The organism is Pseudarthrobacter sp. C1 (genome assembly GCF_034720455.1).
Lineage (GTDB): Bacteria > Actinomycetota > Actinomycetes > Actinomycetales > Micrococcaceae > Arthrobacter.
On sequence record NZ_JAYESK010000001.1, the window covers coordinates 499,548 to 516,975 of the forward strand.

The window sequence follows — 17,428 nt, forward strand, 5'->3', positions numbered from 1 at the left end:
CCAATGGCATAGTGGAGACTTGTGAAGCAGACTTCCCCCGCCCGCTCCGTGACCATGGAGGACGTGGCACGTGAGGCAGGGGTGAGCCGCGCGCTCGTCTCCCTGGTGATGCGCGATTCCCCCAAAGTCTCGGCCGCCAAGCGGACGGCGGTGCTGGAAAGCGCCGCCGCCCTGGGCTACTCCCCCAACCGGCTTGCCAGCCGCCTCGCGAGCCACCGCACCAACACCCTGGGCGTCCTCTTCCTTGACCTGCACAACTCGGTCTTCGCAGACATTTACGACGGCATTGCCGAGGGCCTCGCCGGCAGCGGCAACCAGGTGATGGTCGCCGTCGGCTCCGCTGATCCCGGCACCGAACTGGAAGCCGTGAAGAACTTCGTGGACCTCCGCGTGGACGGGGTCATCCTGGCCGGCTACACCGGCTTGGCCGGTGAACTGGAGGCCGCCCTGCGCGGGACGGCCGCCGTCGTCATCACCAGGGAATTAAAGGTCGACGGCGTCGATTCAGTCCTGACGGATGACTTCCGCTCCGGAGCGCTCGCCGTGGAGCATCTGCACGGGCTGGGGCACCGGCGGATCGCCCACGTGGATATCTCCGACTGGCTGCCGTACACCGACCGCCGCGAAGGCTACCTGCACGCGATGAAGCAGTTCGGCCTTGAGCCGATGCTGGTGCACAGCGACATGACCGAGCGCGGCGGGCGCAACGTCATGGAACGCTTCCTGGCTTCCGGCGCCGTGCTGCCCACCGCGATCTTTGCCCACAACGACCTCACGGCCATCGGCATCATGGAGGCCCTGGCTACGCACGGGCTGAGGGTCCCGGACGATGTGGCGATCGTGGGCTGCGACAACATCGAGCTGGCCGCCTCGCCCCTCATTGGACTGACGTCCATCGACCAGCACGCCGGGGAACTCGGCCGGGTGGCGGCGCAGGTCATGCTGGACCGGCTTGCTGGTTCCGCCGGCCCTTCCGTCACGCGCAAGCTCGAACCGGCCCTGGTGGTCCGGAGCTCCTCAAATCCCGGCGCGGGACCCTAGCCACCCACGGCAAGGTCCCGCACCAGGAGTTTCAGCGCACGCCCGCCGTGGCTTGTTCCACCCTCACCGGGACACCGCTGGCCAGCGATTCCTGGGCGGCGTCCGCCACCCGGGAGGCGGCCACGGCGTCCTCCGGTGTGCAGGGGTTGTCACGCTGGCCAAGGACAAGCTCAACGAACGCGGCCATTTCGGACCGGTAGGCCTGGTCAAAGCGCTCGGCGAAGGTCCTGTGCGGCTCACCGGACGGGAACCCCACGCCGGGCTCGGCCGACGCCATGGCGGTTTTTTCATCCAGGCCCACCGTCAGCGATCCCTTGGAACCCTGGATTTCCAGGCGGACGTCGTGGCCGGCCCCGTTGTAACGCGTCGCTGAGACGGTACCCACGGTGCCGTCGTCGAACGTCACGAGCGCGAGCGCTGTGTCCACGTCCCCCACAGCGCCGATGGCCGGGTCCCCGTTGTTGGAGCCCTTCGCGTACACCTCAACGATCTCCCGGCCCGTCAGCCAGCGGAGGATGTCAAAATCGTGGACGGAGCAGTCGCGGAACAGGCCGCCTGAGGTGGCCAGGAACTCCACAGGAGGCGGTGCCATGTCACAGGTGACGGCCCGCAGCGAGTGGATCCAGCCCAGTTCGCCGGCCTGGTATGCCCGCCTGGCTTCCAGGTAGCCGGCATCAAGGCGGCGCTGGTGGCCGATCTGGACCACACCGTGCTTGCTGCGGATGTAATCCAGCACGGGCAGGGCATCCGCCACATTCATTGCCACCGGTTTCTCGCAAAATACCGGGATGCCCGCGTCCACGCCCGCCTTGATCAGCCCGGGATGGGTGGCGGTGCCTGTGGCCACCACCAGGCCATCGATGCCGGAGGCAAGGAGGGCTTCGACGGACGGAAGAAACTCGGCGCCCAGGCCGGCTGCCACCGTCCGCGCGTGCTCTTCGGCCACGTCCGTTAGCCGGAGCCTGACGTTGATGCCCTTGGGGTTCAGCACCCCGTTGAGGCCCGCGATGTTGCCGGCGTGCATCACGCCGATCCGGCCCACGCCTACCAGGCCAAGGGTTACATCCTTCATTGTTTTTCCTCTGCATAGACGGTAAAGGCGGTCCGGAAGGCGTCGAGGGCTGCGGCACTGCCGTCCCTGGCCCACGCCTCCATGCCCACTGTGCCGTGGTAGCCGGCATCGGCGAGGGCCCGGGCAACGGCTGCGTAGTTGATTTCTCCGGTTCCGGGCTCGCAGCGGCCGGGCACATCCGCAACCTGGACTTCACCGATGTGCGGCAGGGCCGATCTCACGAGTTCGATGAGGTTCCCCTCCCCCAGCTGCGCGTGGTACAGGTCCAGCATCAGTTTGGCGTTCGGGTGTCCGGCCGCCTCCACCAGTGCGAGGGTGTCCTTGGCCCGTGCCAGCGGGATGCCGGGGTGGTCAAGGATGGTATTCAGGTTCTCCAGGCAGAACGTCACACCGTGTTTTTCGCCCAGGGCGCCAAGCCGCTGCAGGGTTCTGGCGCCCGTGGCCCACATGCGGCCGGTGGAGCGGTACACCGGGCGGGCGGCGCGGCCTTCCACCAGTTCAGCCGGGTGCACCACCATGCGGCTGACGCCCAGTTCGAGGGCGGTGGGGATCAGCGATTCAGCCGTCCGCACCACCTCATCGGCCGTGTCCGGGTCCACCAGGCTGCCCGATACGTAGCCCGTCATGGAGGAGAAGACCGCCCCGGTAGCCTTCAGCGCCTGGATGTCCTTTCCGCGCGAGTCCCAGAGTTCGACGTCGAATCCCGCCTCGTGGATCCTGCGCACCCGTTCCACAAACGGCAGGTCCAGGAAGACCATCTCGGCGCATACTGCCAGGCGCATCAGACGGCTGCCTTCCCGGCGACGGTAACAGGGGCGCCGCTCTTGACGGACTCGATGCAGGCCAGCGCCATTGCCAGGGCGCGGCGGGCGTCGGCAGCGCCCGGCGTCAGGGTGAAACCGGACGACGGCGATGGCACGCCGCCGTCGCGCCCGGCACGGACCGCCTCGGCGAAGTCCGCCAGTTCGTCCGTGTAGGCCTGGCGGAAGAGTTCGACGTTGAGCCGCGGGGTGTCCGCGGACAGCCCCTCTGCGGTGTAGCGGCGGGCGGCCGTCTCCGTGGCCCGGCCGGCCTGGACCATGCCCTTGGAGCCGAAGACTTCGCCGCGGATGTCGTACCCGTACAGCGCACTGAAGTTCGCCTCGGCCACCGCCAACGCACCGTTGCTGTACCTGATCGTCACCACCGCTGTATCCAGGAACCCCTGGTCACGGAGCGAGGGCTCCACGAGCGCATCGGCCACCGCGTAAACCTCCACGGGTTCGGCCCCTTCGTTGAACCAGTTGAGGGTGTCGAAGTCGTGGATGAGGGTTTCGAGGAAGATGGTCCAGGCCGGGACCCTGGCGGCATGGGGGATGCTTCCGTTCCCCGGATCACGGGTCAGCGAGCGCAGGAGTTGCGGGGTCCCGGCAATGCCCGCGGCGAGGTCCTTCTTTGCTGCCTGGAAATCTTCGGCGTAACGGCGGTTGAATCCGATCTGGAAGTGCACGCCGGCAGCGTCAACGGCTGCCAAGGCGGCGTCGAGTTCCGCCAGCCCCTGGCCGCCCGGCTTCTCGCAGAAAACGTGTTTCCCGGCGGCGGCCGCCTGGGTGATAAGTGCCGAGTGGAACCGTGCCGGGCTGGCGATGATCACGGCGTCAACCTCCGGATCCGCGAAGATGTCGTCGGCGCTGGCCGTGACCTTGGTGGTGCCCAGTTCCAGGGCAAGGCTCCGGGCGGACTCGATGTTGGGGTCGGCAATGGCCGCCAGGACCGCGCCGGGGACGCGGCGCGCAACGCTGTCGGCGTGGAATGCGCCCATCCAGCCGGAGCCGATGAGCCCTATCCGTACCGGTACCGGGACTGCCGTGGGGTTCTGGGTGATGTAAGCCAAGGGCTCATCCTTTCGGGTGTGTGAAGAGACGGTTATGCGGGGGTTCATTCGCCCGGAAAGCTAATGCCGAGCCGGCGCCGGATTTCGTCGGCGGCTTCCATGGTTCGGATGGAGGCCGCGAGTGGACGCTGGGGGCTTTCTGCCTGTCCGGCCGCGATGCAACGGGCCACTGCTGCGGCTTCGAAATGCAGGCCCTCGAAGTGCCCGCCCGCCGGCTCGCTGTAGCGCCGCCGTGTCCCGTCGGGGAAACGCAGCTCGAAACCGCCGGGCATGTTGAATGGTCCGTCCATGGTCAGTGTTGCCTGGGAGCCGACAATGGTGGCAGCCGTGGGGGTGAAATTATGCAGCTGCGTGTTCATGACTGCCTGGCTGCCGCCCGGGAAGTGCATGATCGCCGAAAGCTGCGCGTTAACCCCGGACTCGTGCTGCTGGCCAATGACATGCATCTGCTCCGGGGAGCCCAGGATTTCGGTGATAAGCGCCAAGGGATAGGTCCCGAGGTCCAGCAGCGGACCCCCGGCCAGCGCTGGATCAAAGATGCGGTGGCTGCGGTCGAAGTACTCGCCGTATTCCGCCAGCACAGTGGTCACGGCCCCCAGCGTCCCGGCTTCGAGGATCTGCCGGATGACGTCGAATTTTGGCAGGAAGAAACTCCACATCGCCTCGGCGGCGAAAACGCCGGCGGACCCGGCCCGCGCGGCGATGTCCCGTGCCTGGTCCGCATTGAGCCCTATGGGTTTTTCGATCAGGACGTGTTTGCCTGCTTCGAGCGCGAGCAGGGCTGCGCTGTGGTGGAAATTGTGCGGTGTGGCGACATAAACAATGTCGATATCGGGAGCCGCTGCGAGCTCCTCGTAACTTCCGTACGCGGCCGGCACGCCAAACTTCCCGGCAAACTCTTTGGAGCGGGCCACGGAGCGGGAGCCGACGGCGGCAATCACCTGGCGGGAATGCGCCTGCACTGACTCCGTGAACCGCTCTGCAATCCACCCGGGCCCCATGATTCCCCAACGCAGGGAGGGTGCGTCCTTCGAATCCGGGACGCGTGATGCCGGCATGACGGGAACGGCCATCAGTAGATTACTTTCGTGAAGGCTCCGTCACTGTGCAGCGACCGGATCATGGCCTGGGCAACCTGCGATGCCCGCAGGCCGTCTTCTCCGGTGGCGAGCGGTGCGGGCTCGCCCCTTTCGAGGGCGGAAATCCAGGCCTGGAGCTGCAGCCGGTAGGCGTCGGCGAAACGCGGGCGCCAGTCAGCAGGGATTTCGGCCGTGCGGTGGCCCTCGCGCTGGACCACCAGGGCTGCGGGTTCGGGCAGGGCAGCGGTGCCACCCTCGGAAACAACTTCGCACCTGGTGGTATAGCCGTACTGCGCGTTCAGGAACAGTTCCAGGGTCGTCAGGGTTCCGTCGGCCGTCCGGAGGAGCATCACGGCAGGGTCCTGCAGTTCTCCGGGACTGTGCCGGGAGCTGCGCCCCGCCTGCCATGCAACTTCGGTGATGGGCGAGTCCAGCAGCCAGGGGATGATATCGAACTCGTGGATGGCCGAATTGGTGATGGCCGTTTCCGAGCTGGTGCCGGGGCCCGAGGCTACCGTGCGGCTGGTGCAGTGGACAATCAGGGGTTCGCCGTGGCTCCGAAGCCGCGTGGATTCGCGGAGGGCGGCGTAGCCGGGATCGAAGCGCCTCATAAAGCCCATGGACAGCAGCCTGGCACCGGTCGCCGCGACGATGTCCGCCTCAGCTTCCACAACGTCAAGGCTCTCCAGGAGCGTCGGGGCCAGCGGCTTTTCACAAAGCACGGGCGTCATCGCTTCGAAGCATTCCAGCACCAGTCCGGCGTGGGTGGAGTCGTGCGAAGCGATAACGACGGCGTCCACCTCGCTGGAGTTGATCAGCTCCGAGGGGTCCGTCGTGGTCCGGGCCGACGGCGGCGCAGCAGCAGCTGCGCGTCCGGCGTCGAGGTCTGCCACGAAGGTGACTTCCGCACCGTTGACGGTGGCGGAAAGGTTCCTGATATGGTCTGCGCCCATAATGCCGGCGCCAATGACGCCCACCCGGATCGGCATGCTGTTTCCTGTCTAATGTTCAGTGCGCACACGAATGGCAGAGCGAGGGGGCCCATCGGGCATTTGCCGTCGGGCCCCCGGCGGGGTGCTACACGTGCCGCGGGCTGCTTTCCTTGGCAGATTCCGCGATTTCAGTGACGTCGGCAACCTCAGCCTGGACTTCCTTGACGATGTCGCCGTGGCCTCCGAGCTGTTCGAGCTCGTGGGCAAGTTCGGCAAGTTCCGCGCCGCCGGCCATTTGGGCGGTGAGCTCGTCCAGGGTGATGTCCTTTTTGTCGTAGTAGCCGATGGATTTGCCCCGCTTGAGCAGGAGGAACCGGTCGCCCACGGGGAAGGCGTGGTGCGGGTTGTGGGTGATGAAGATGACCCCAAGGCCCCGGTCCCTCGCCTGGAGGATATAGCGCAAAACTACGCCCGACTGCTTGACGCCCAGGGCCGCCGTCGGCTCGTCCAGGATCAGGACCTTGGCTCCGAAGTACACTGCCCGGGCAATGGCCACACACTGGCGCTCGCCGCCCGAAAGCTGACCGATGGGCTGCTCCACATCGCGCAGGTCGATGCCCATGTCGGCGAGCTCTTTCTTGGTGATGTCCTTCATCTTCTGGACATCGAGGCTCTTGAACGGGCCGAACCCGGTGGTGAGCTCCGAGCCGAGGAAGAAGTTCCGCCAGATGGGCATCAGGGAAACCACCGCGAGGTCCTGGTAGACCGTCGCGATGCCGACATCGAGGGCATCGCGGGGGGAACTGAATTTCCGTTCGTCACCCATGACGTACAGTGAGCCTTCGTCGTGCTGGTGCAGGCCCGCGATGATCTTGATCAGCGTGGACTTACCGGCACCGTTGTCTCCCAGAACGCACGTGACGCGGCCGTTGTCCACGGCCATGGTGACGTCACGAAGGGCAATGATGTTGCCGTAGTGCTTGCCTACACCTTCCAGGGAGAGCAAATGAACCGGGGTGTGCGTCAGCGGATCCTTTTCGTTCTTGAGCAGGGTCTGCTGGTCGATTGCTTTGGCGTTCATTTTCTTCGCCCCTTACTTCAGTTCCGCGCGGCGCTTGACGATGAGGTTGACGATGGTAGCCAGCAGAAGCATCAGGCCGAGGAAGAACTTGAACCAGTCCGGGTTCCACTGCGCGTAGACAATGCCCTTGTTGGCCATGCCAAAGATGAAGGCACCGATCGCACCTCCCACGGCTGAACCGTAGCCACCGGTGAGGAGGCAGCCGCCGATCACGGCGGCGATGATGTAGAGGAATTCGTTGCCCACGCCCTCGCCCGACTGCACTGCGTCGAAGGCGAACAGGTTGTGCATGCCGAGGATCCAACCGCAGAACCCGACCGCCATGAACAGCCCGATCTTGGTCTTCGTCACGGGCACGCCCACGGCGCGTGCGGAGTCGGCGTTGCCGCCCACTGCGAAGATCCAGTTGCCCACCTTGGTGCGCAGCAGTACCCAGGATGCGATGGCAACCAGGATGATCCAGAAGAACACGGTGATTTTGACTTCAACGCCACCGATGCTGATCGACGAGGCGAACACGGCACGGGCCGATTCGAAGCCGTCCAGCTTGGAAATGGACGGCGAGGACACGCTGCCGCCAATAAGCCTGGTCAATGCCAGGTTTAGGCCGGTAAGCATCAGGAACGTCGCGAGGGTGACGATGAAGCTGGGAAGCTTGGTCTTGATCAGGATCCAGCCGTTGATGAACCCGATGGCCAGCGAGACTGCGAGCGCCAAGGCAACGCCTACCCACGCGTTCATGGAGAAATTCCAGCTGAAAAGGGATGCGGTCAGCGCTGATGAGATCACGGCCACGCCGGTGGAAAGGTCAAATTCGCCGCCTATCATCAGCAGCGACACACCGACGGCCATGATCCCGATGGTGGAGCTGCCGTAAAGAATGGTTGCCAGGGCGTTGGGCTGGGTGAAGGTCGAAGAAACCAGCGCGAAGAAAACGAACAGGACCACTGCTCCTACGAGAGCGCCAACTTCAGGGCGGCCCAGGAGCTTCTGGAACGGGTTCCGTTGTCCGACTCGCTCATCGCCGCGCGGCCCGGCTGCTGCGGCTGGTGCCGGAGGCAGGGTTGCTGTATTTGCCATTGGAAGAACTCCTTGTTGGTCAGGCCGTGCGGCGGATACCCTCCGCACGGCCTGAGTCCTGGATCTAGCGGACGCCCTGCTGGGCGAATTTGAGGACGTCTGAAGCGTTCGACTTATCGACAATGGTCGGGCCGGTCAGGACAGGCTGTCCACCGCCGAGCTTGAAGCCGCCGCGCTTTGCCTGCCACAGGGAATCAATCGACATGTAGCCCTGGAGCCACGGCTGCTGGTCCACGGTGAAGATCACGGCACCATCCACGATCTTCTGCGCGAGATCTGCGTTCAGGTCGAAGCTGGCAACCTTCGAAGAGCTGCCGGCATCCGCGACGGACTTGAGCAGCGTCAGGGTGATCGGTGCGCCCAGGCCAATGATGACGTCGGCATCCTTGGCGGCCTGGAGCTTCGCTGTGGCGGTGGACTGGACTGCGGTCATGTCTTTGCCGTCGACGTACAGGATCTCCGCTCCCGGAACTTTGGCCTTGACGCCTGCGCAGCGTGCTTCCAGACCAACGTGGCCCTGCTGCTGAATTACGCATACGGGGTGCTTGAAGCCCTCGGCGGCCAACCGGGTCCCCACGGCCTCGCCGGCGAGTTTCTCGTTGGACCCGAAGTGGGTAAATGCGCCGAGCTGTGACGAGATGCTCTCGCCTGCATTGAGGCTCACCACCGGGATGCCGGCATCAGTGGCCTTCTTCAGGACGTCCTTCAGGGCATCCGGGGTGGCGAGGGTGACGGCGATGCCATCGACCTTCTGGTCGATTGCCTGCTGGACGAGCTGCGCCTGGCGACCGGCTTCAGGATCGCTGGTGTAGAGGAGCTCAACGTTGTCTTTAGCCGATGCTTCCTCCGCCCCCTTGCGGACGATGTCCCAGAAGGTGTCGCCTGCTGCTGCATGGGTGATCAGGGCCACCTTGATGCGGGCGGTGGTTGCCACCTGCCCCGAGGAGCCGGAGTTTGCAGTGTCTGCCGACTTGCCTCCGCCGCTGGAGCAAGCGCTCAGTGCCAGCATCGGAACGACGGCCGCCACGAGGGTCGCCTTCCGCCAGGAAAACTTCTTCACGATATATCTCCTTTGATAAGGGTTGCGGCCCTGCCTCTCTGCAGGAACTCGAGGCCCTCTACAGAGATCATGGGTGATCGGGATCACTCATGTCAAGACTTTGTCCTGACATTAGTATGTTTTTACTTCAAAGAAGATGGTTGGGCGCTTGAGGACGGCGCAGTGGCTGTAGTCGAGCGGACCATCAGGGCAGGATCGATCAGGGTCCGCTGAGGTACGGCGGCAGGATCCTCAAGCCTGGCCAGCAGACGGCGCGCGACCTCAATACCCACAAGATCACTGCGATTATCCACGGAGGTGATGTCCAGGTACCGCGACTTGGCCAGTTGTGAGTTGTCGTATCCGATGACGGAAATCTCATGCGGGACCGACAGTCCGCGGACCCTGATGGCCCCGAGGGCGCCCACTGCCATGGTGTCGTTTGCTGCAAAAATGGCAGTCGTGTCCGGATGGTGCTCCAGCAGCCAGCGTGCCGATTCGTAACCGTCCTCTTCAGACGTGCCCCCTGCCTCCCCGACGACGCAAACCTCGACACCAGCCTCCCGGAGATGCCCAGTAAAGCCGGCCCTTCGGTGGGCAGCGGCACCACCGGACCCGGACAGGTGCCCGATCCTGGTGTGTCCGAGGTCCAATAGGTGGGCGGCGGCCATGGCGCCCCCGGCGTCGTCATCATTCGTTACCAGGTCCATGCCCTCAGGCACCCCGTTTCGCCAGCCTGCCACGATAGTGGGCACCCCCGCACCGGTCAGCATGGACAAAGTGGGCTCGGCAGCAATTACCAGGCCATCAACGTGCATGGCCAGCAGTCCGTCCACAGCCTCGCTGATACGGTTTGCGCCAGGGCGGGAATCGGCCAGCATCACCTGGTAGCCACCCTCCGTCAGCACGGATTCCATACCCCGCAGCAGATCGACAAACCAAAGGTTCCGGTAGTCATCTATGACAAGTCCTATGCTCTTTGTCCGGCTGCTGGCTAGCGTCGTGGCTGCCCGGCTGGGACGGTAGCCAAGTTCCGAGATCGCCGCCTGCACTGCATTGCGGCGCTTCTCGCTAACGCGCACCGGATTCTGCAGCACCAGCGAAACCAGCGATGGCGAGACTCCCGCATGCTTGGCCACGTCATAGATGGTGGGGCGCCGGTTTTTGAGGCGATCACGCGTCATGGAAATGCCTTTCTTCTCTCGGTTGAGAATATCCCGGCGAACAATTGACAGGACATATGGACATGGATACGCTCAAGGTCAGCGTAAAAATTGTAGCGCTACAAAATGCCGCTGGCGATTCCGCTGCGGCTGAATTTCAAAGGAGAAATCAATGGCTGAAAGCCTCGGTGTAGCAGTCATCGGCGCAGGCATGGCAGGCAAGGCGCACGCTGCCGCGTACCGGACGGCATCCGCCCTGTACAGCCCGACGCTTCCTCCGGTGCGCCTGGTTTCCATCGGCGACGTCAATGCTGAATTCGGTTCCCTGGCCGCCCGCCGATTCGGGTACGAGCGTAACGACACCTCATGGCAGGCAATCGCTGAAGCCGATGACATCGACGTGGTCAGCGTGGTCATCGCCAATTCCCTCCACCGCGAGGTTGTTGAGGGTTTGCTGGCCGCCGGCAAGCACGTGCTGTGCGAAAAGCCCCTGAGTGATTCGATGGACGATGCCCGCGCAATGGCCGACGCCGCCCGAAATGCGTCCAGCATCGCCCGCATTGGCTTCACCTTCCGCCGTACACCGGGCATCGCCTACATTCGCAACCTCATCCGGAACGGGGTTCTCGGCAACGTCCTGCATTTCAGCGGCCGGTACTGGACCGACTATGGCTTCAGCCCCTTCGCCCCCATGAGCTGGCGGTACAAGGGTGGCGCAGGTTCAGGTGCCCTTGCCGACGTCGGGTCCCATCTGGCTTACGTCTCTGAGTTCCTCTGCGGCGATATTCAATCCATCTCCGGCGGACAGCTCAGCACCGTCATCGGCAAGCGTCCGCTGCCGCTGGCCGCAGTGATGGGCCATGACCACGTGGCCGTCAGCGACACCTTCGAAGCCGTCGAGAACGACGACTACGCAGCCTTCAACGCAGAGTTTGCCGTCGGCGCGGGAAGCTTCGAAGTCTCCCGCGTTGCCGCCGGCCACGCCAACAGCCTGCAGTTCGAGGTGTTTTGCGAAAACGGCGCCGCCAAGTTCGACCAGCGCCGGCCGTCCGAGATCCAGCTCTTCCTCAACGACGACTCCGGCAACGAAAACGGCTACCGGCAGGTCATCCTCGGCCCAGGCCACCCCTACATCGCCGGCGGCCTCGCCATGGACGCCCCGGAAGTGGGCTTCGGTCAAAACGATGCGTTCGGCTACCAGGCACGGGCATTCCTCGAAGAGGTTGCCGGCATCAGCGAAGCAGAGTCCCTCCCCCGGTGTGCCACCTTCGACGAGGGCGTCCGCAACATGGAACTGCTCGGCGCCGTCACCGAGTCCGCCCTCAACAACGGAAAGAAGATTTCGCTATGAAACTGGGTGTCTATAACGCGATCCTGCATGACCGGCCCCTTCCCGAGGCATTGAAGGTCATCGCCGACCTCGGCCTCACCGGGATCGAAATCAACACCGGCGGGTTCCTGCCTGCGGTCCACGTGCCCGCCATGGACCAGATCCTGGAAAGTGACGCAGCCCGCGATGACTTCCTGGCGATCTTCGAGGGTACCGGGGTGTCAATCGCCGGCCTGAACTGCAACGGCAACCCCCTGCATCCCAAGCGCGAGATCGGCGAGAAGCATGCCGAAGACATCCGCCGTTCCATTCGCCTCGCGCACCGCCTTGGGCAGAACCGGGTGGTCACAATGTCAGGGTTGCCCGGCGGAGAGCCCGGCGCCACCGTCACCAACTGGATCGTCAACGCCTGGAACTCAGCCGCCCTGGACGTTCTGGACTACCAGTGGGGCGTGGCTGCCAGATTCTGGAAGGAAACAGACCAACTGGCCCGGGAGTACGGTGTGAAGGTTGCCCTGGAGCTGCACCCGCAGAACCTGGTCTTCAACCCGGCCGACGTGCATAAGCTCGTGGAGCTGACCGGAGCGACACACATCGGTGTGGAACTGGACGCCTCCCACCTGTTCTGGCAGCAGATGGACCCCATAACCGTTGTCCGCGAATTGGGGCCGCTGGTCTTCCAGGCCGCGGCGAAGGATGTACGGATCAACAAAGAAACCGCCGCACTCTACGGTGTTTTGGACAACCGGTTCCGACGGCTCTCCCCGGAAGAACACCGGACGAACCTCGGCGGCGACGAGTGGGCTAACGAATGGCCCAGGCCTGCAGCTTGGGACTTTGTCGCGCTGGGCAAGGGGCACGACACCGCCTACTGGGCCGAGTTCCTCCGCGCCCTCCACGACGTCGACCCGAACATGCTCGTCAACATCGAACACGAAGATGTCGAACTGGGCCGTATCGAAGGGCTGGAAGTTGCGGCCAGGGTTCTCCTGGACGCAGACGCAGCGCTCTCGGCATCGTTGAAACTGACGGCCTGATCGCACAACAAACCCGCACAGCAGGAGGGGTGGCGCACAGCGCCGCTCCTCCTGCTGTCTTTCTGCTGTCTTTCCCGGCGGGGTTGTCCTGAATGTCGGCCATAAGCGGCGGCGTGTCGCCGATATCCTGGCTTTGGCCCGCTTCCAAAACGTGAAAAGCGCCCGACGCCAGCCGGCGTCGGGCGCTTCTTTTGGCACGGAGTGTGCCTTGCGTTGGAGGGATTAGGCGTTCATGCCGGAACGCTCTTTGAAGAGGTGTTCGAGCTCCTCAAGCGACTTGTCCTTCGTTTCCGGTACCACCCGCTTGACCCACGCGATCGCGCAGATCTGCAGTGCCACGAAGATGAGGAAGGTAGCCGATACTCCGATCCACGAAACCATCTGCGGGAAGAAGAAGCCGATGAGAAAGTTGACCATCCACAAGACAAAAACGCAGATTCCCATGGCGACGCCGCGGACATGCATCGGGAAGATCTCGGACATGGTCAGCCAGGTCACGGTGCCGATGCAGCCCTGCATAGAGGCCAGGAACGTCACCATGAACAGCAATACCAGGTAGCCGCGAAGGGTGCTTTCCGGCAGGGCCAGAGAGATCATCGCGATGGCCAGCAGGGATGTGGCTGTGCCGCAAAGTCCCACAATTAGCATGGGTTTGCGAGGCACACGCGACATCAGGTACATGCCTATAACGACGGCCACTACGGAGGTGATGCCGTTGAGAACGTTTGCGATCAGTGCGCCCTGGTCGCCGAATCCTGATGAAGACAGGATGGACGTTCCGTAGTACATGATCGCGTTGACGCCGCTGATCTGGTTAATGATCGCCATGCCGAGACCCACCACGAAGATCCTGCGGATCCAGGGAACGGTAAGGTCCTTGACCGTTCCGAGTCTGGCCTGGTAGTCCTCGCGGGCCGCCTGCCGCACTTCGTCGAACTCCGCCGACACGTCCCCGGCAGCGCGGGTGGAGCGCAATACTTCCAGAACAGCACCGAACCGGCCGGCAGACGCCAGCCAGCGCGGGCTTTCCGGCAGGACCAGCATCCCAAACCACAGCACCACAGCCGGCAACGTAGCGATCACGAGCATCCACCGCCAAATGTTGGCCTCTTCCGGGAAGGCGTTGCCCAGGACGGCATTGAACGTGAAGGCGATGAACTGGCCTGTGACGATCATCAGTTCGTTCTGCGTGACGATGCGGCCACGCTGGGCCGCCGGCGACATCTCCGCAAGGTACACGGGCACGATTACCGACGCGCCGCCCACGGCGAGCCCCAGCAGGGTCCTGGCCGCTATCAGTAGTTCAGTGCTGGGCGAGATGGTGCAGAAGATGGTGGCGACGACGAAGATCAGCGCCAGCCCCATGATGGTTCTGCGTCTGCCGAAACGGTCAGACAGACGGCCGGCACTGATGGCGCCAAAGGCTGCACCGAACAGGAGCGTCGATGTCACGAGTCCTTCGGTCAGCGGTGTAAGGCCAAGGTCGCGCTGCATGAATGGGAGGGCGCCGTTGATGACTCCGGTGTCGTAGCCAAAAAGCAGGCCGCCGAAGGTGGAGAACAGCGCCACCTTCCGCATGAACTTTTTCGGATCGGATTGATAGGCCTTTGCAGGTGCTCCTCCGCCGATAGCCGCGTCCGGGGCTTCGGGCTCCGTTAAGATTCCTTTGCTGTGTTCCATCCGCGTTTCCACTACTTCGCCTTGGCGATGTAGGCCTTCATCGTCTCCAGCTGGTACCGGGAAACCTCATCAGCCTTCTCGTCCTCCGCAAAAACGCTGGAGACCATTACAGTGTCATCCCGGTCCAGGAAGCCGATTTCCTTGAGTCCGCCGAAGAATTCATCCCAGTTCACGTCGCCGTCACCGATCTTCAGGTGCTGGTGCACGCGGACGGGATTGCCCGGCGGGTTGGTGATGTACCGAAGCCCGTGCGAGGCGTGGTGGTTCATGGTGTCGGCGACATGGACCAGCCGCAGCTTGTCCCCCGCTGCCCGCATGATGTCCAGTGGAGCGTTCTTCATGTGGAAGCTGTGCGAGGCGACGTAGACCAGGCCTACGTTCTTTGAGTTCAGCCCCCTGATCACCCGGATCGCTGCCAGGCCTTCCTCCACAAAGTCGTCCGGGTGCGGGTCGATCAGCAGGTCGAGGCCCTCGCGTTCAATGATCGGCAGGAGTTCCTCCATGGAACGGTAGAAGGCCCGCTCGGACTCCTCGGCCTTCTCCGGCCTTCCGCTGAACTCCGTGTTGATGGTGCCGACGCCGAGGTCGACCGTGATCTGGATGACCCGCTTCCAGTAGCGGACTGCTGCTTCGCGGGCATCCTCGTCCGGTCCTGACCATCGGAGGACCGGCAGCACGGACGCAATCTCAATCCCCGCGTCCCGGCAGGCCTTGCTGAGCTGACCCACCAGTTCGTCATCGGCCTTGGGGTGGTTGTAGAAGGGGATGAAGTCCGCGTGCGGGGTCATCTGCATGTACTTGTAGCCGAGGTCCGCAACCACCTTTGGGAACTCGAGCAGGCTGTGCGAGTGGTGGAAGGGCGTAGGGTCAAGTGCGATTTTCACGAAAAAACACTCCGTTGTGGATCGGTAAAGGGTTGGAGACGGAAAAGGGGACGGATCGCTCCATCCCCTTTCTGTCCTACTTGTAGAGGTCCGGCTTGGGGGCAAGCTTCACGGCCACCTTTTCGCCGTTCTTCTGCGCCTCGACGCCTGCTTCACAGCAGGCTGCGGTGGCGTAACCGTCCCAGGCCGTGGGACCGCCGATCTCGCCCTTAAGTGCCGCGTCCACCCATGACTGGATTTCGACGTCGTATGCCGCACCGAAACGCTCCTCGAAGCCGGGGGTGACGTTGCCGCCCCAGTGGCCGGCGCTCCGGGTGTAGGGACCCTTGTCTCCTCCGATGCTGACGATGCCCTCTTCGAAGGAAGCCTGGGTGGCCACTTCGTAGCCGAACTTGGCATTCACGTAGATTTCGACGTCGGCCAGGACACCCGACTCGGTCTCGAGCAGGACGTGCTGGGGGTCGTGCTGGCCCGCGGGCGCGTTCTTGGTCGCCTTGCCCAGGCGGACCTGGACGCTGGTGATCTCCTCGCCAGTGAAGTACCTGATGGCGTCGAACTCGTGCACAACGGAGTCGTTGATCAGCATCTCATTGGTGAAGCCGGCCGGCGTGGTGGGGTTGCGGTGCTGGTGGTGCAGCATCAGCAGTTCACCCAGTTCGTGGTTCCGGATGATCTGGCCAAGGGCTGCATATTCGGCGTCGAACCGGCGCATGAAGCCGACCTGGATGCGCTTGTGCCCCAGTGCAACCTCGGCCTGGACGATCTTCCAGGAGGACTCGGCATCCGGGGTCAGCGGCTTCTCGCAAAGGATGGGGATGTCCTTGGCAACGGCCTTGAGCAGGATGTCCTCGTGCAGGAAACCAGGGGTGGCAATGAGTACTGCATTGACGTCGCCGTTGTTGAGCGCTTCCTCGGCGTCAGCAAGGGCAACGGCTCCCGGAATGCCTTCAACGGCCGCCTGGGCACGGGCCAGGTCAACGTCGACGACGGCGGCAACCTCGGCACCGTGGATGCGGGTGTTGAGCCGCTGGATGTGGTCGGCGCCCATGCGCCCGGCGCCGATGACGGCGACGCGGAGGTTTTGAGTCATTGTTTCGTCCTTCTGTGTCTGTAACGGATGCGGGCTGTCTTGTTGTCAGTTGACGGTGGTTCGGGAACCGCAGGACAGCAGGTAGTTGCGGGTGCGCTTGGCGATCGGCATGGGCACGTCGAAGTCCACCGGGTACATGTCCTGCTCCACGATGCCGAAGATGGGGCGGTTGAGGCCCTCGACCGCTTCGATTACGGCGCGGAGGTCGGGCAGGCCGTTCGGCGGCTCGGTCATAACGCCTGCCAGGTTGGCGGCAGCCCAGGTCATGTTTTCCTCGTTGACCTTCTTGAGGATCTCCGGGTTGATCTGCTTCAGGTGCAGGTAGCCGATCCGGTCCGGGTAGTTCTTGATGAGCTCCAGGCTTGATGCGCCGCAGTACTCGGCATGGCCCGTATCCAGGCAAAGGTTCACATACTTCGGGTCAGTCGCAGCCAGCAAGGTTTCGATGTCCTCCTGGGCTCCCACGTGGGAATCCGCGTGGGAGTGGAACTGCTGCTTCAGGCCGAAGTCCTCCAGGAGCGTCTTGCCCAGGCGGTTGTGGCCCTCGAAGAGGTCGCCCCAGGCCTTGTCGTTCAGGGTGCCGCTTTCCACTGCCTCGCCGGTAACGTCGTCGCGCCACATGGCAGGGATGACCACGATGTGCTCGCCGCCCATGGCTGCAGTCAGTTCGGCAACCTTCCGGGCGGGCTCCCACGCGGTTTCCCACTGGTCCAGTCCGCGGTGGAAAGCGGTGAACACAGTACCGGCGGAGATCTTGAGGTCGCGCTGCTTGAGCTCCTCGGCCAGCCGCGCGGGGTCGGTGGGAAGGTACCCGTAAGGGCCCAGTTCGATCCACTTGTAGCCGGATTCGGCAACCTCGTCGAGGAACCGTTCCCACGGCGTCTGCTTGGGGTCGTCCGGGAACCAGACGCCCCAGGAGTCCGGCGCCGTGCCGATGATCAGTTTGTTCTCAGTCATTGTGCGTTCCTCCTCATCGATTGCTCCGCAGGTGTCTTTTTGGACGCTCAAAACGGCGGGTACGGAGCAGTCGATGGTGGTTGTCGGGGT

General features: G+C 63.8%; 16 protein-coding genes. 3 read left to right on the forward strand and 13 right to left on the reverse strand.

The features are described 5' to 3' along the window. Positions 1–21: 21 nt before the first annotated feature. Positions 22–1,041 (forward strand): LacI family DNA-binding transcriptional regulator, encoded by a 1,020-nt coding sequence (locus U7114_RS02175; protein WP_323056453.1) that lies wholly within the window; start codon positions 22–24, stop codon positions 1,039–1,041. A 31-nt stretch (positions 1,042–1,072) separates the two neighbouring features. On the opposite strand, the gene U7114_RS02180 is transcribed toward U7114_RS02175, so the two are convergent. The 9 genes from U7114_RS02180 to U7114_RS02220 form a co-directional block, all read right to left on the reverse strand. Beyond that, a complete protein-coding gene (locus U7114_RS02180; RefSeq protein WP_323056454.1) occupies positions 1,073–2,113 on the reverse strand; it encodes a Gfo/Idh/MocA family oxidoreductase in 1,041 nt (346 codons plus the stop codon). Then, positions 2,110–2,895 (reverse strand): TIM barrel protein, encoded by a 786-nt coding sequence (locus U7114_RS02185; RefSeq protein ID WP_321215434.1) that lies wholly within the window; start codon positions 2,893–2,895, stop codon positions 2,110–2,112. Before U7114_RS02185 ends, U7114_RS02180 begins: the two co-directional genes overlap by 4 nt. Further along, complete coding sequence (locus U7114_RS02190) at positions 2,895–3,986, reverse strand: Gfo/Idh/MocA family oxidoreductase (RefSeq protein ID WP_323056455.1); 1,092 nt, start codon at positions 3,984–3,986, stop codon at positions 2,895–2,897. Before U7114_RS02190 ends, U7114_RS02185 begins: the two co-directional genes overlap by 1 nt. Positions 3,987–4,030: 44 nt before the next feature. Then, entirely contained in the window at positions 4,031–5,059 is a 1,029-nt protein-coding gene (locus U7114_RS02195) for a Gfo/Idh/MocA family oxidoreductase (RefSeq protein ID WP_323056456.1), read from the reverse strand. Continuing rightward, positions 5,059–6,054 carry a Gfo/Idh/MocA family oxidoreductase gene (locus U7114_RS02200; RefSeq protein ID WP_323056457.1) on the reverse strand — a complete coding sequence of 332 codons (996 nt, stop codon included), beginning with the start codon at positions 6,052–6,054 and terminating at the stop codon, positions 5,059–5,061. The genes U7114_RS02195 and U7114_RS02200 overlap by 1 nt, the downstream gene beginning before the upstream one ends. Positions 6,055–6,142: 88 nt before the next feature. Continuing rightward, on the reverse strand, positions 6,143–7,078 hold the full coding sequence (locus U7114_RS02205; protein WP_157239006.1) for an ATP-binding cassette domain-containing protein: 936 nt from the start codon (positions 7,076–7,078) through the stop codon (positions 6,143–6,145). 12 nt (positions 7,079–7,090) lie between these two features. After that, positions 7,091–8,158, reverse strand: coding sequence for an ABC transporter permease (locus U7114_RS02210; RefSeq protein WP_157239007.1), 1,068 nt, complete (start codon positions 8,156–8,158; stop codon positions 7,091–7,093). 64 nt (positions 8,159–8,222) lie between these two features. Continuing rightward, on the reverse strand, positions 8,223–9,218 hold the full coding sequence (locus U7114_RS02215; RefSeq protein ID WP_321215430.1) for a substrate-binding domain-containing protein: 996 nt from the start codon (positions 9,216–9,218) through the stop codon (positions 8,223–8,225). Between the two features lie 122 nt (positions 9,219–9,340). Continuing rightward, the gene (locus U7114_RS02220; protein WP_323056458.1) at positions 9,341–10,381 is read right to left on the reverse strand and encodes a LacI family DNA-binding transcriptional regulator; all 1,041 of its coding nucleotides are present in this window, start codon (positions 10,379–10,381) and stop codon (positions 9,341–9,343) included. 151 nt (positions 10,382–10,532) lie between these two features. Between U7114_RS02220 and U7114_RS02225 the strand changes: the two genes are divergently transcribed. Both U7114_RS02225 and U7114_RS02230 read left to right on the forward strand, forming a co-directional pair. Then, positions 10,533–11,711, forward strand: coding sequence for a Gfo/Idh/MocA family protein (locus U7114_RS02225; RefSeq protein WP_157239009.1), 1,179 nt, complete (start codon positions 10,533–10,535; stop codon positions 11,709–11,711). Beyond that, the gene (locus U7114_RS02230) at positions 11,708–12,727 is read left to right on the forward strand and encodes a sugar phosphate isomerase/epimerase family protein (RefSeq protein ID WP_157239010.1); all 1,020 of its coding nucleotides are present in this window, start codon (positions 11,708–11,710) and stop codon (positions 12,725–12,727) included. Before U7114_RS02225 ends, U7114_RS02230 begins: the two co-directional genes overlap by 4 nt. 222 nt (positions 12,728–12,949) lie before the next feature. On the opposite strand, the gene U7114_RS02235 is transcribed toward U7114_RS02230, so the two are convergent. The 4 genes from U7114_RS02235 to U7114_RS02250 all read right to left on the reverse strand — a co-directional run bounded on the left by U7114_RS02235 (position 12,950) and on the right by U7114_RS02250 (position 17,338). Then, positions 12,950–14,407, reverse strand: coding sequence for a sugar porter family MFS transporter (locus tag U7114_RS02235; RefSeq protein WP_416235534.1), 1,458 nt, complete (start codon positions 14,405–14,407; stop codon positions 12,950–12,952). An 11-nt stretch (positions 14,408–14,418) separates the two neighbouring features. Further along, positions 14,419–15,291 (reverse strand): sugar phosphate isomerase/epimerase, encoded by an 873-nt coding sequence (locus U7114_RS02240; protein ID WP_323056459.1) that lies wholly within the window; start codon positions 15,289–15,291, stop codon positions 14,419–14,421. Between the two features lie 76 nt (positions 15,292–15,367). Continuing rightward, complete coding sequence (locus U7114_RS02245) at positions 15,368–16,381, reverse strand: Gfo/Idh/MocA family oxidoreductase (RefSeq protein ID WP_321215426.1); 1,014 nt, start codon at positions 16,379–16,381, stop codon at positions 15,368–15,370. 45 nt (positions 16,382–16,426) lie between these two features. After that, positions 16,427–17,338, reverse strand: a complete 912-nt coding sequence (locus tag U7114_RS02250) for a sugar phosphate isomerase/epimerase (protein WP_321215425.1) — start codon at positions 17,336–17,338, stop codon at positions 16,427–16,429. Positions 17,339–17,428 lie beyond the last annotated feature (90 nt).

Coding starts and splice junctions, on each gene's coding strand:
- U7114_RS02210 (WP_157239007.1), bottom strand. CDS start 8,158: ATGGCAAATACAGCAACCCTGCCTCCGGCACCAGCCGCAGCAGCCGGG.
- U7114_RS02220 (WP_323056458.1), bottom strand. CDS start 10,381: ATGACGCGTGATCGCCTCAAAAACCGGCGCCCCACCATCTATGACGTG.
- U7114_RS02250 (WP_321215425.1), bottom strand. CDS start 17,338: ATGACTGAGAACAAACTGATCATCGGCACGGCGCCGGACTCCTGGGGC.
- U7114_RS02200 (WP_323056457.1), bottom strand. CDS start 6,054: ATGCCGATCCGGGTGGGCGTCATTGGCGCCGGCATTATGGGCGCAGAC.
- U7114_RS02245 (WP_321215426.1), bottom strand. CDS start 16,381: ATGACTCAAAACCTCCGCGTCGCCGTCATCGGCGCCGGGCGCATGGGC.
- U7114_RS02195 (WP_323056456.1), bottom strand. CDS start 5,059: ATGGCCGTTCCCGTCATGCCGGCATCACGCGTCCCGGATTCGAAGGAC.
- U7114_RS02235 (WP_416235534.1), bottom strand. CDS start 14,407: ATGGAACACAGCAAAGGAATCTTAACGGAGCCCGAAGCCCCGGACGCG.
- U7114_RS02205 (WP_157239006.1), bottom strand. CDS start 7,078: ATGAACGCCAAAGCAATCGACCAGCAGACCCTGCTCAAGAACGAAAAG.
- U7114_RS02230 (WP_157239010.1), top strand. CDS start 11,708: ATGAAACTGGGTGTCTATAACGCGATCCTGCATGACCGGCCCCTTCCC.
- U7114_RS02185 (WP_321215434.1), bottom strand. CDS start 2,895: ATGCGCCTGGCAGTATGCGCCGAGATGGTCTTCCTGGACCTGCCGTTT.
- U7114_RS02180 (WP_323056454.1), bottom strand. CDS start 2,113: ATGAAGGATGTAACCCTTGGCCTGGTAGGCGTGGGCCGGATCGGCGTG.
- U7114_RS02225 (WP_157239009.1), top strand. CDS start 10,533: ATGGCTGAAAGCCTCGGTGTAGCAGTCATCGGCGCAGGCATGGCAGGC.